Origin of the sequence: Mesorhizobium shangrilense (genome assembly GCF_040537815.1) — a bacterium.
In the GTDB taxonomy this organism is placed as follows: Bacteria; Pseudomonadota; Alphaproteobacteria; order Rhizobiales; family Rhizobiaceae; genus Mesorhizobium; species Mesorhizobium shangrilense.
Map to the genome: position 1 here is coordinate 1,436,764 of NZ_JBEWSZ010000001.1, position 12,542 is coordinate 1,449,305.

Here is a 12,542-nt window from a genome sequence, read left to right on the forward strand (position 1 = left end):
ATGGCGCGGATACTGCTTGTCGAGGACAATGAGATGAATCGCGACATGCTCTCGCGGCGACTCATCCGAAACGGACATGAGGTGACCATGGCGGTCGATGGGGAGGAGGCGGTCACGCGGGCGCATAGCGATCTTCCCGACCTCGTGCTGATGGACATAGGCTTGCCAGGGATCGATGGTTGTGAGGCGACGCGGCGAATTCGAGCCACCGAACGGATCGCCCAGTTGCCGATTATAGCGCTGACGGCGCATGCCATGACTGGCGACCGGGATCGTGCTCTGGATGCGGGCTGCGACGACTTCGACACCAAACCCGTCGACATCCAGCGGCTTCTCGGAAAGATCGATGCACTCTTGCTCCCCAAAAGATAGTGCATGTCGCCCGAAAGTGCGTAGAGGTTTGGGCCAACGACATGCAAAAACAAGGGCGCGTCGACTGCCTCCGTTTTCAACGCGAGGGGCTTGCGTGCGCGTCGGACACCTGGTGCCTGCAACGGCGAGAGTCAGCGCAAGCGGCGAATTGCCAGCACAGTAATATCGTCGAACTGGGCCGCACCGTTGGCGAATGCGCGCGCCGCCGAAACAACGGCGTCCACGACGACCGCCGTCGCTTTGCCGGCTACCTTGTCGATTTCCGAAAGAATCCGTTCGGTACCGAAGTTTTCCAGAGTGCCATTGAGCGTGTCGGAAAGCCCGTCGGAGGTCAGTATGAAGGTGTCGCCCACTGCGATCGTCAACGCATGATCCGAAAAGCTCAACCCGTCGAGCACCCCGAGTGCGGGATCCGGCGTGCTGATGATTTCCTTGACGCCCTCGCTACCGGCCAGAATGGGATAGACATGGCCGGCGTTGCAGAATGTCAACCTGCCGCTTTCGAGATCGAGAAAGCCAAGAAACAGCGTTACGAATTTCGAGTATGAGTTGTTCTTGCACAATTCCTCGTTGACCAGCGATGCGATGTCCGACGGGAGTGGTGTGCGTCCTGAGATGGCCTGGAACTGGAGCGTGCCGGCTCGCAACAGACTTCGCGTACGGGCCATGAACAGCGCCGCCGCGGTACCTTTGCCGGCGACATCGCCGATGGCTATGCAGATAAGCCCCGGCTTGACTTCGAAGACGTCGTATAGATCTCCCCCCACTTCGAGAGCTGGATGAATCAGCGCGTGGATATCAATGACGGCCAGGTCGACGGGAAACTCAGTCGGCAACATGGACTGCTGGTGCACCCATGCTTCCGCCAGCTCGCGCTCCAGCCTTTCGAGTTGGCGCTTGTTCTCGGCTCTGAGGAATTTCTTCTCAATCACGGCCTTGACCCGCGCGGCAAGCAGGGCGGGGTTGAACGGCTTTGGGAGATAGTCCTCGGCGCCCAGCTCGATGCAGCGGACCACGGTATCGAGTTCGGAAGCCGCGGATATCATCACCACGGGCGTATCCTCGAGATGGCCTTCGGCCTTCATCGCTTCCAGAACTTCGACGCCGTTCATGCGTGGCATCATCACATCGAGAAGGACCAGATCGAACGATCCTGACCGCAGGCATCCCATTGCCTCAAGGCCATCTTCCGCCTGTATCACCTCAGTGATTTCGAGCCGGCGCAAACGGCGGGCGAGCACATCGCGATTGTCGAGATTGTCGTCGACGACAAGGACGCGCGCTGCGGAGAGGTTCACCGGACTCCTCAATCTAGGTCAACCCTAAAGCGCGTCGCATTGAAACGGGTTCTGTCGACGCGATTCAAGTTTTTGTCTTTGTGCATGCAGTTGCCCAAAACCGCTGCACACTTTTGGGCGACATGCACTAGCCCTAGCAGATTTTCGCTTCCGCGCAATTGCGGCGTCGATGATCAGCCGATCATGTCGGTGACGAGCGGATCGCGCCTGCTAATGCGTCGAATAATAGGTAGCAGCCGAGCAATCCCAACGCGCACGCCGCAAGCCGTATCAGTTTGGTTTCGTCGATGGCGGCCACTCCGACAGGGACGGTACTTGTCAGGGCGCTTCGGTGGGAAGTGTGTCTGCGAGGCAGGGAGGTTCTGGTGGCTTGTCTAAGGGCGCTCGCCTGTCCCTCTGCGCCAGCACCCGGCGAGACAATATGTTGCCTTTCGTTCCCCGCCGTCGAAACGACGCTCGCCAATAGAAGCATCTTGGCGATGGATTGCGGCCGCCACGACCTCCACCGCCGCTTCTGGCATCGGGGAGATCACCCCAAGCCGACCATGGCGACGGACTACAAGCTCATTGGCATGCTTTACTCTGCCACGCTGGCCTGGAATCCGACCGCCGTTGACAAAGTTTCCAGGATATCCAATCGTGTAGAACAAGTTACCACGCAGAGTTCGAGCGGACCCTCAGTCGGCGCGCGGTCGCATCCAACAGTTGGTCGGCGTGCTGCAAAAATGAGACGGAGCGCTGCCAGAGCCTTGGTGAGGAATGTCCGCACAGTGCTCCGAATCCAGCACACCCATCGAGGATGGTCACGGCGGCAGCAAGGTTGCCGCCCACGGCACACGCAATACATCGTCAGGAGATCTGGGTCAGGAAGTCTGGTAACAACGGAATAGAAGGAACCCGATTATGTCGTTTTTGGATGAGCTTCGCTTAAAGCAGAGCGACATCATGGCCAAGGTCGTCGATCGGGGCGCACAGGCCCTGCAGGGCCGTCTGGTGGCTGAGACCAAAAAAGTAGCGGCCACTATCAAGGGCGCGGTCGTCCTGGTCCCGCCGACGGGCGCGAAAAGTATCAAGAGGGCCAGCGAGAAGGTCAATACTGACTACAAAGGCGACTGGCTCGAGATCAAGGACATGGCGCGCTGCACGTTGGTGGTCGAATCACCAATGCTCCTCGACAACGCGATCAACGCCGTAAGGGCGCACTTCCGGGCCAGCAACGGATTCACGGTATTCGAGGAGAAAATCACCCTCGGCGCGCTCAACACCGCCGGCTATTCCGGCATCACCGTGTTCGTTTCATCCGGCGGCAATAAAGGCGAGATCCAGATCAACACGCCGGCTCTCATGTACGCGAAGTCGCTGAAGGAGTTCCGCGACGCCTTACCCCATCTGGAAGCGATGATGAAAGCGACCTATCCGCTGGTGCCGGGCGGGCTCGGTCATACGCTGTATGAGTCTCACCGGGATAAGACGAAAACGGAGGACGTGCGTCGGAGATACGGCAATGCCAGCAAGCTTTATTACAACTATTTCCGTTCGTTTCCGCCCAACATGAATTGGGGAATGATGGCCCGGGATGCTGTCAGCAAGCTGATACCCCCGCAGTAGCATTGGCGCTATTGCGGAATGATGCTGATCTTTCCCTGCCCTTATCCTGATGACCGCAACCTATCGTTCCGCCGCTATCTGGATCGACCAATCGCTCGCGCGCGCCGAAGCCGTCGAGCGAATCCCCGCACCCTGACGCGATACATCCCTTCCGGATCGATCATCTCGATGGATTGTCTGCTTGACTATGTCAGCAAAGGGCACGCGTTCGCGTACTGATCATTGGCAGGGAATATGGTAACGATCTGGGGGTTCGACGTGGATAGCGCGTTGATGACCAAGACTGCCTTGTTGCAATCCGTCGCTTTCTGCCCCTGGTTATCAATCGATCGCCCGTAAAAGCCTCTGGGAATTGGGGCAACTGCCAAAAACCGAGTCATCGCATCGACGTTGTTCTCGCGCAATTCGCAAGCATCCGATGAGATGACCGCGTTGACCAGTTCGAGAATGTCGTCCTTACCCGCTGGGCTCTTTTCGATCACGGTGATCTGCCGGCTCCCGAGCTTCTTTCCGAAATCTGCTTTCTTCTTTGCTCCCACCGCAGCCAGCGCCTTGCCGTACGTCTTTTGGGAGAGCCCTGGACGTTGAAGGTCTTCTGATGAAATGAAGACCACACCCTTCTGCCGCTTGAAATAGCCTTGCGGATAGCCTGTCGAAACAGCCGCCTCATGCGCGGTCTTTTTCGAGAAATGTTTCTCCATCGAGTGTTGGTTGCCCCTGATCTTGTCGAACATTTCGGCAGCCTTACACGCAACGAGCGCCTTGATCGCCGCTTCCGCTTGCACTTTCTTGATCGCCATCTTGCTCTCCCTGCAATTTGAACCGTTGTCCTTTTAGCCCCTTGGGTTTCGTTGCGTCAAAGGCGATGTAGCCTCGCGCGGCGCGGTCACGGCGAAGATGTCCTAGTCATCCCAACATAGGTGCCGGGCCGCTGCCTTGGCGCGCCCTCGGAAAGTCGGCTTCCGGTCGCGATTCCGCTCCCGCTGCTGGCCGCCACGGGGCAGGGCTGGGGCTTCAGTATTGGTTTGGTTATTGTTAACGTTACTACAAGTTAGGCACCGTGGGAGGACTGTTGCCCAATCCCGTAATGGCTGGTGCGGCCCGCTTTTAATCCAAGCATCCCCTGCACCAGCCATTTCTCTGCGGGTGAATAATTGTCCGCCGCGCTGTCTAGCGCTGCCCTAGCGTCTTCGGATGGCTTGTGAACGAGATGTTACGATCGGGGCGCTCCGCCTCACGGCAAGGCTGGCAGAACAGCACCTTGATCAGCCGATCGACGACAGCGATGCCGGGCTGCGACGCCCTACTCGTGGAGTAGGGGCCACCTGACGCGTCGGTCACTTCACGGAAAAGTCGACCGCTTCCTTCATCGTGCCGTCAACGGCGATCTGCACCTGATAGGTGCCGACCGGCCAGCCGGCATCCGGCCTGGTCATCGAGGAGTCGACATGGTTTTCGATCTTGCCGATTTCGAAGCTGACCTCGTCGATCTTGTAGTTCGCCGGCGCAACACCGCCCGAATCCACGGAAATCCAGCTCACGGTTAGCTTCGATCCCGAGGCCACTGCCTCGGTCAGGTCGGCGGAGAGGAAGATCTTGGCCGTATCCGGTGCAAATGTAGTCTGAGTCTCTTTCGCGTCCTCGCTTGCGGACAGCACGATGTTTTCGAACCCTTCGGCCTGTGCGTGCACAGCGAACGTCCCAACCGCCACCAAGGCTGCTGCCCCCATCATCATCGACCGAATGCGCATGCTTTTCCCTTTGGACTGAAATCGCGGCTCGCGTCAGACTCATGTGGTGCGTGCCCGCGACCGCTTTAGTAGAATGCGAGGGCGGGGTTTGTCCATGGAGCCGCTGTGCCATGTGCACTATGTGGGCAGTGAAAACTTCGATATAGGCAAGGGTCATTCCGTTTCGGCGGCAGAATCGTGAATCGGGCTACGTTTGGGCGGGCGCCTTTGCTAAATTACCCAGTCTTTCCCACCGGGCATTGGACGGACTTAGACATAAACAGATAATGAAATTAATATGTTACACCATAAACTTGCCATAGCGCCCATGATGGACTGGACGGACCGGCATTGCCGGTTCTTCCATCGCAAGCTGACGAGCCGTGCGCTGCTCTACACCGAGATGGTGGTGGCCGATGCGGTCATCCACGGCGCGCGGGATCGTCTGCTCGGCTTCGATGACGCGGAGCATCCGGTTGCGCTGCAGCTCGGCGGTTCCGATCCCCTCAAGCTTGCCGAGGCGGCGCGTATCGGCGAGGCGTTCGGTTATGACGAGATCAACCTCAATGTCGGCTGCCCATCCGACCGTGTCCAGTCCGGCACGTTTGGCGCCTGCCTGATGAGGGTGCCGGTTCTCGTGGCCGACTGCGTCGCGGCGATGAAGGCGTCTGTCAGCATCCCCGTCACCGTCAAATGCCGTATCGGTGTCGACGAGCAGGACCCGGAGCCGGCGCTCGATGCGCTGGCCGACGGCGTGTTTGCAGCTGGCGCCGACGCGCTCTGGGTGCATGCCCGCAAGGCTTGGCTGGAAGGGCTGAGCCCAAAGGAAAACCGTGACATCCCGCCGCTCGATTACGAACGCGTCTATCGTTTGAAATCCAGAAAGCCAAACGAATTCATCGGCATCAACGGCGGCATTCAATCTCTCGAGGAGACCCGCCGGCATCTTGACCATGTCGATGGCGCCATGCTTGGCCGCGCCGCCTATCACACGCCGGGCATCCTGGCGGGAGCTGACGCGGCGATCTACGGCACGGAATCTGGGGCATTCGATTTCGGCACCCTGATCGACACCATGGCGGGCTACGCAGCGCGCCATATCGAGCAGGGCGGGCGACTTGGGCATGTCACCCGCCATATGGTCGGGTTGTTCCATGGACTGCCCGGCGCGCGGCGTTACCGGCAGATACTGTCCACCGATGCGACCAAGCCGGGTGCGGGGGCTGAGGTTCTGAAGACGGCTTTTGCCGCGGTCGATTTCGGCGGGGCGGCGGCCGAAGCCGCCTGACCCTCAATCCCTGAGGATCATCCGGTCGCCGCGCACGTCGAAACCCGACAAGGAGCCAATGAAGTTCATGCCAAGCAGGCTCTGGCCGAGCGCGCCGGGTGCCGCGACCATCACCGACATGTTCTTGCGCACGATACCGCCGATCGCCAGCTCGTCCGTCCTTACGGCCGCGGCGCGTGCCATGCCGTTCGCGGTGGAGACCGGTATGGTGAAGTTGAGTTTGTCCGGATCAAACCCGGCTGCGCGGGCGTCCTGGGCTGTCAGCACCGTGCTGGTCGCGCCAGTGTCGACCAAGGCCCGGATCGGCGTGCCGTTGACCAGGATGCGCGCTTCGAAATGGCCATTGTCCGCCTTGTCCAGCGACACGGTGGCGCGACCATCCTCCAGGCCCAGCGCAAGCGGGCTGCCTGGAACAAGACCGGCCGTGACCCGGCTGGCGACATCCTGCAATTCATAGCGATATTGATAGCCGGCGATCAGCACCAGCACGATTGCCGCCCATGCTGCGAGATTTCTAAGCATGTCGCCCATCGGCCTGCCTGACCGAAGCAAACCAGAGCCGATGAGAGCGGCAAACGCACCAAGCCAGATCAGCCGTCCGAAATCATAGTTCTCGACGCCCAACGTGCTGCCGGCGGAATCGTTGAACATGAGCAGGGCCACCCCCACTCCGATCACAGCCATCAATATCCAGAACAGACGGTTCATCGGTGCGCCCCGTTCACGAAAGCGCGTCGCGCTCGCGCGCCATGCGCGTGCGGCGCGTTTCCCGGCGCGGCCGGCGCTCCACTGTTTCCAGGCGGGCAGGCAGTTCGGCCATCACGCCTCGTCGCGTTTCCGCCGTCATGCTGATCCACGCGCCGATTTCATCGCGTGTGCGACCGCAACCGAAACAGAAGCCGGTTTTCATGTCGATTGAACAAACCAGGATGCACGGGGATTCGATGGCCGTCATGACTTTCTCTTGAGGATTCCATCCGGAAACCTTCTCCACTCCCACATGGTGCAACGACCGGGCCGATGCAAGCCCTCTGGATTCCGCCCCCGGCAATCGCTTTCGCGCCAATGCCGGAAGGTTGTGCCGATCAGGCAACGCGGCTATGCCGCTCAGCAATCACGAACGATCAGGACCGACATGACCAGTGCACTGCCTCTTGATGATTTTCGCAATCTGCTGGCGAACCTGCCAGGCGCCGATATGGCGGCTGTGGACCGCGTGCGTATGCTGTTTTCGAAGGCAGACAAGCCGCGGGGTTCGCTGGGGCGAATCGAGGATATCGCCGCGTGGCTCGCAGCCTGGAGCGGTCGTGCGCCGCCTGCGGTAAATCGGCCACTGGTGGCGATCTTTGCCGGAAACCACGGCGTGACCCGTCACGGCATTTCTCCGCGGCCGGTGGCGGCCACGGCGAACGCGGTCGAGCTGTGCGCGGCCGGCGGGGCGGCGATCAACCAGGTCTGCATCGCCTATGATCTTGGTCTGAAGGTGTTCGACCTGGCGCTGCACATTCCGACGGCCGACATCACGCAGGATGCGGCGCTCGACGAGCGCGGCTGCGCCGCCACCATGGCGTTCGGCATGGAAGCCATCGCCGGCGGCACCGATCTCATCTGCCTTGGCGACCTCGGTGTCGGTAATTCCACTGTCGCCGCAGCGCTGCTTGCAGCGCTTTTTGGAGGCAAGGGCAGGGACTGGGTAGGCCCCGGATCCGGCGCCGATGCGGCGATGCAGTCGCGCAAGGCAGGCGTGGTCGACGCGGCCCTTGCCTTCCACGGTGCCAATCTCCGTGATCCGCTGGAAGCATTGCGTCGTGTCGGTGGTCGCGAGCTTGCCGCGATCGCTGGTGCCATCCTCGCCGCGCGCATGCAGAAGATCCCGGTGTTGCTCGACGGGTTTGCGGCGACCGCCGCCGCCGCAGCGCTGCATGCAGCCAATCCCGCTGCCCTCGATCACTGCCTGCTTGCCGGCCTCTCGACCGAACCAGCGCACGCCCGGGCTGCCGAACGGCTTGGGCTTCGTCCGATTCTCGACCTGGGGATGAGCCATGGTGAAGGGGTAGGTGCAGCCCTTGCGGCAGGCTTGGTGAAGGCCGCGGCGCTGACCAGCTCGGGCATGGCGGCAGCGGTTCACGGCTAAGCGTTCAGCGCCTGCGCGCCGCGGTGACCACCTTGGTCGGCAGCGCCGGCAGTTCCTCCATGACCCGGCTCAGCGGGAAGATCGCGATTGCCTCGGTGCCTTCCCGCAGCTTCGACTGGAGCTCGAACTCGCCACCATGCATGGCGAGCAGGCCCTGCACGATCGGCAGGCCAAGCCCGGTGCCCTGTTCGGCGCTCTTGATGGCGATCGACCCCTGGCCGAAAGCGGAGAGCACGATGGGGATTTCGTCTTCCGGTATGCCCGGTCCATTGTCCTTGACGGAAATGTATTGGCCGCCGCCGGCTGTCCAGCCGACGCGCACGAGGATTTCACCGCCTGTCGCGGTGAATTTGATGGCGTTGGACAAAAGATTGAGCGTGATCTGTCGCACGGCCCGTTCGTCGGCGAACAGGCGCGGCAGGATGCTCTCAAAATCCTGGACGATGCGGATGTCCTTGTTGCGCGCCTTCAGCTCCATCATGTGGCAGCAATCCTCGACGATGGAGAGCAGCATCACCGGCTCCTCGTTGAGCTGGTAGCGCCCCGCCTCGATGCGCGACAGGTCGAGGATCTCGTTGATCAGGTCGAGCAGATGCTGTCCCGATTCATGGACGTCGTGGGCATAGTCGCGGTAGGTGGGATTGTTCATCGGTCCCAGCACCTCGTTCGACATTACCTCCGAGAAACCGAGAATGGCGTTGAGCGGCGTGCGCAGCTCGTGGCTCATCGAGGCCAGGAAACGCGACTTCGCCAGATTGGCGTCTTCCGCCCGACGCCGCGCTTCGTCCGACATCGATTTCGCCGTCTCCAGCTCGGCGATAAGCGCATCCTTCTCGGAGCGGAACGAAAGGAGCATCAAGGATGACCGGTGAAGCTGGCGCGCCACATAGGCGAAGAAGGGCAGGGACATGACCAGCAGGCCGACCATGATCACCTCGATCGGCAACCATAGTCGCCCGCCGGCATAGGCATAAACCGCCACGGGAACGGCAAAAGTCGCCAGAAGCGCTCCGCGCAATGATGATGCCATGACCGCGGTTACGGCCATCGCGAGCAACAGCAGCACCGCCTTGATCATCTGGAACTGGTCCGTCTGACAGCTGCCGCAACCAAGCCATGCGAACCAGGCCCAACCCAGGCCGCAGAGAAAATGGCCAATCAGGAAATCCCGGCGCACTCGAAATGGATTGAGTTCGGAGGCTTCGGTACGTTCGACACGTCGTGCCATGAACGCGACGAGGGCGTAGCAGATGAACGTGAACAGTGCCCAGACGCCGATCTCCCTGCTCATGCCGGCCAGCAGCCCCACCGCCGCTATGGCCAGGACGATCAGTGGCATAGCTATGGCGCCACTGACCATGGCGCGAGCATGCAGCTTCAGCAGTTCTCGATCGAAGTGGGGATTGCCAGCTTGCTGCGAAAGACGGTCGCGCGTCTTGCGCACCGCGCGCGCCACGTCGCTGTTACGATGGCGTTTCCTGCGGTCCACGATAAACTTGTCCGCTGTGTTCGAGCGTTGCAAGGGCATGGAAACTTCAATTCATGCGGGCAGCGGTTTCAAAGTGTTAAGCTACGTTCGAATGATTAACCAACGGTTTGCCATATGAGCCGTTCCTGGTCCGGGAGGTCGCGGCGGCGATATATTCCGCCATCTCCGAGAAGCCCGTGGCGCAAGCTGGGCGATTATGGCCTGACCGTCCTCCTCCTCGGTCTGCTCATCCTGTTGGCGGTGCGCCTCGACCGGATGGAGACGCGAAAGACGGAAGGGGTTGCTGTCGTCGCGGACGGCGATTCGATCACGCTCGGCGGCGAGCGCATCCGGATGCGTGGCATCGATGCGCCCGAGTATTCGCAGACCTGTCGCAGGGATGGCGCCGACTATCCTTGCGGCAAGCTCTCACGCCAGTCGCTGGTGCGGTTGATCGCCGGCAGGCCCGTTTCCTGCATCGGCTGGCAGCGCGACCGCTATGGCAGGCTGCTGGGCGACTGCCAGGCAGGCGGCGTGGACCTCAACCGTTCGCAGGTGGCTGCGGGCTGGGCGGTCGCCTATGGCGATTTCGAAACCGAGGAAGCGGTGGCACGAGTCGGCAAGGCCGGCATCTGGGCCGGCACCTTCGATCAGCCGCAGACCTGGCGCGCAAGCCACAATGGCCAACTGGCCGAGAGAAAGCACGGCAGTCTGGCTTCGGTCGGCGATGCCTTGCGAGAAATTTTTCGCTTCTGGTGACAGGCACCCTATAATTCGGACGGACAATGGCAGGGAGGACTTGATGAGGCTTTTCGACGGCGGGCGCGCGCCCAACCCAAGACGAGTTCGCGTCTTCCTGGCCGAAAAGGGTCTCGAGGTTCCGCTGGTGCCAGTCGACATGGGGGCGCTGGAGCACAGGCAGGAGGCGGTCAGTTCGCGCAATCCGCTTCGGCGGCTGCCTGTGCTCGAACTCGATGACGGCACCGTCATTACCGAATCGGTCGCCATCTGCCGCTATTTCGAGGAGTTGCATCCGGAGCCGGCGCTGTTCGGGCGCGGCGCTGTCGGCAAGGCGCAGGTGGAGATGTGGCAAAGGCGCATGGAGTTCAATCTTCTCTCCTGTGTCGCGCAGGCCTTTCGTCACATCCATCCGGCCATGAAGGAATGGGAAGTCCCGCAAATTCCCGAATGGGGCGAGGCCAACAAGCCGAAAGCCGTTGAATTCCTGAAGGTTCTCGATAGCGAACTGGCAGACCGGCAATTCGTGGCCGGAGACACCTATTCGATCGCCGACATTACCGGGCTGATCGCCATCGATTTCATGAAGCCGGCGCGCATCAAGGTGCCGGAAGATTGCACCAATGTGCTGCGCTGGTACCAGGCCGTTTCGAGCCGGCCGAGCGCCGCCGCCTGAGCATGAGTGCTGAGCTGGATAGTTTCGCGGCAACAGTTCGCGCCTGCCGCATCTGCGTCGAAAATCCGATCGGCCGGCCGCTGCCGCATGAGCCGCGCCCGGTACTGCGCCCGTCCTCGAGCGCCCGTATCCTGATCGCCAGCCAAGCGCCTGGCACAAAAGTCCACATCACCGGTATGCCGTTCACGGATGCCTCAGGTGACCGGCTGCGGAGCTGGCTGGGTGTCAGCAGCGAAGAGTTCTATGACATCGAAAAGTTCGCCATCGTGCCGATGGGCTTCTGCTTTCCCGGCCAGGATGCAAAAGGCGGCGACCTGCCGCCGCGCCGCGAATGCGCGCCGGCATGGCGCGCGCCCTTGATGGCGCTGATGCCGCGAATCGACCTTGTGCTGACCATAGGCATCTATGCGCAATCCTGGCATATGGGCGCCACGCGCCGTCCCTCACTGACCGAGACCGTGATGGACTGGCGTGCCATCTGGGATGCGCCCAGCAACACAAAAGTGCTGCCATTGCCGCATCCATCCTGGCGCAACAGCGGCTGGCTGAAACAGAATCCGTGGTTTGAAATGGAATTGCTGCCATTTCTGAGAACGGAAATCCGCTATCGCCTTGGTTGATCTTTCGGGAAGAAATCACTCGCTTTTTCCGCAATCGGCAGAATTTCTTTCTTGTGAAAGGGCGAAGTAAGGCAGATCATAAGCAATCTATTCCCCCGGGAGCACCCAATGGACCGCCTTGATAGAAAAATTCTCCGCCTCTTGCAGGAGGACGCGACGCTCGCGGTCGCCGATGTCGCCAAGAAAGTCGGGCTATCGACCACGCCGTGCTGGCGCCGCATCCAGAAGCTCGAGGAAGAGGGCGTCATCAAGCGGCGCGTCGCCATCCTCGATCACGAAAAGGTCAATGTGCGTGTCACCGTGTTCGTGTCGATCCGCACCAATTCGCACAGCCATGAATGGCTGCGGCGCTTTTCGGAGGTCATCCAGGAATTTCCGGAAGTGGTCGAATTCTACCGCATGAGCGGCGACGTCGATTATCTGCTGCGCGTGGTGGTGCCCGACATTGCCGCCTATGACGCGTTCTACAAGCGGCTGATCGCCAAGATCGAAATCCGCGACGTGTCGTCCTCCTTCGCCATGGAGCAGATCAAGTATACGACCGAGATGCCGCTGGACTACATGGTGCTGGACAAGGAGTCAGGCGCGAACGCCGCCTGACAGACATCGG

The 12,542-nt window shown here is 60.9% G+C and carries 14 protein-coding genes; 8 read left to right on the forward strand and 6 right to left on the reverse strand.

Annotation, left to right across the window (positions count from 1 at the left end; all coding sequences use genetic code 11):
• The gene (locus ABVQ20_RS07205; protein ID WP_354458852.1) at positions 1 to 372 is read left to right on the forward strand and encodes a response regulator; all 372 of its coding nucleotides are present in this window, start codon (positions 1 to 3) and stop codon (positions 370 to 372) included.
• Between the two features lie 131 nt (positions 373 to 503).
• Here ABVQ20_RS07205 and ABVQ20_RS07210 read toward each other — a convergent pair whose 3' ends face one another.
• Positions 504 to 1,670: a PP2C family protein-serine/threonine phosphatase gene (locus ABVQ20_RS07210; RefSeq protein ID WP_354458853.1), complete on the reverse strand. Its 1,167-nt coding sequence runs from the start codon at positions 1,668 to 1,670 to the stop codon at positions 504 to 506.
• 903 nt (positions 1,671 to 2,573) lie between these two features.
• On the opposite strand from ABVQ20_RS07210, the gene ABVQ20_RS07215 reads away from it, so the two are divergent.
• Positions 2,574 to 3,278, forward strand: coding sequence for a hypothetical protein (locus tag ABVQ20_RS07215; RefSeq protein WP_354458854.1), 705 nt, complete (start codon positions 2,574 to 2,576; stop codon positions 3,276 to 3,278).
• A gap of 185 nt (positions 3,279 to 3,463) precedes the next feature.
• Here ABVQ20_RS07215 and ABVQ20_RS07220 read toward each other — a convergent pair whose 3' ends face one another.
• Positions 3,464 to 4,078: a hypothetical protein gene (locus ABVQ20_RS07220; protein ID WP_354458855.1), complete on the reverse strand. Its 615-nt coding sequence runs from the start codon at positions 4,076 to 4,078 to the stop codon at positions 3,464 to 3,466.
• Positions 4,079 to 4,615: 537 nt separating this feature from the next.
• The gene (locus tag ABVQ20_RS07225; RefSeq protein ID WP_354458856.1) at positions 4,616 to 5,029 is read right to left on the reverse strand and encodes a hypothetical protein; all 414 of its coding nucleotides are present in this window, start codon (positions 5,027 to 5,029) and stop codon (positions 4,616 to 4,618) included.
• A 277-nt stretch (positions 5,030 to 5,306) separates the two neighbouring features.
• On the opposite strand from ABVQ20_RS07225, the gene dusA reads away from it, so the two are divergent.
• A complete protein-coding gene (gene dusA, locus ABVQ20_RS07230; protein WP_354458857.1) occupies positions 5,307 to 6,296 on the forward strand; it encodes a tRNA dihydrouridine(20/20a) synthase DusA in 990 nt (329 codons plus the stop codon).
• A 3-nt stretch (positions 6,297 to 6,299) separates the two neighbouring features.
• Here the strand turns inward: dusA and ABVQ20_RS07235 are convergent, their stop codons facing one another.
• A complete protein-coding gene (locus ABVQ20_RS07235) occupies positions 6,300 to 7,004 on the reverse strand; it encodes a TIGR02281 family clan AA aspartic protease (protein ID WP_354458858.1) in 705 nt (234 codons plus the stop codon).
• Positions 7,005 to 7,017: 13 nt separating this feature from the next.
• Positions 7,018 to 7,251 (reverse strand): DUF1289 domain-containing protein, encoded by a 234-nt coding sequence (locus tag ABVQ20_RS07240; RefSeq protein ID WP_354458859.1) that lies wholly within the window; start codon positions 7,249 to 7,251, stop codon positions 7,018 to 7,020.
• A gap of 180 nt (positions 7,252 to 7,431) precedes the next feature.
• On the opposite strand from ABVQ20_RS07240, the gene ABVQ20_RS07245 reads away from it, so the two are divergent.
• Positions 7,432 to 8,430, forward strand: a complete 999-nt coding sequence (locus tag ABVQ20_RS07245) for a nicotinate-nucleotide--dimethylbenzimidazole phosphoribosyltransferase (protein ID WP_354458860.1) — start codon at positions 7,432 to 7,434, stop codon at positions 8,428 to 8,430.
• A gap of 4 nt (positions 8,431 to 8,434) precedes the next feature.
• On the opposite strand, the gene ABVQ20_RS07250 is transcribed toward ABVQ20_RS07245, so the two are convergent.
• Positions 8,435 to 9,958, reverse strand: a complete 1,524-nt coding sequence (locus ABVQ20_RS07250; protein ID WP_354458861.1) for a sensor histidine kinase — start codon at positions 9,956 to 9,958, stop codon at positions 8,435 to 8,437.
• A 75-nt stretch (positions 9,959 to 10,033) separates the two neighbouring features.
• On the opposite strand from ABVQ20_RS07250, the gene ABVQ20_RS07255 reads away from it, so the two are divergent.
• From ABVQ20_RS07255 to ABVQ20_RS07270, 4 genes are all read left to right on the forward strand, one after another.
• Positions 10,034 to 10,657, forward strand: coding sequence for a thermonuclease family protein (locus tag ABVQ20_RS07255; RefSeq protein WP_354458862.1), 624 nt, complete (start codon positions 10,034 to 10,036; stop codon positions 10,655 to 10,657).
• A 43-nt stretch (positions 10,658 to 10,700) separates the two neighbouring features.
• Complete coding sequence (locus ABVQ20_RS07260) at positions 10,701 to 11,312, forward strand: glutathione S-transferase (RefSeq protein WP_354458863.1); 612 nt, start codon at positions 10,701 to 10,703, stop codon at positions 11,310 to 11,312.
• Complete coding sequence (locus ABVQ20_RS07265; RefSeq protein WP_354458864.1) at positions 11,252 to 11,932, forward strand: uracil-DNA glycosylase family protein; 681 nt, start codon at positions 11,252 to 11,254, stop codon at positions 11,930 to 11,932. The genes ABVQ20_RS07260 and ABVQ20_RS07265 overlap by 61 nt, the downstream gene beginning before the upstream one ends.
• A 108-nt stretch (positions 11,933 to 12,040) precedes the next feature.
• Positions 12,041 to 12,532, forward strand: a complete 492-nt coding sequence (locus tag ABVQ20_RS07270) for an Lrp/AsnC family transcriptional regulator (protein WP_006333679.1) — start codon at positions 12,041 to 12,043, stop codon at positions 12,530 to 12,532.
• Positions 12,533 to 12,542 lie beyond the last annotated feature (10 nt).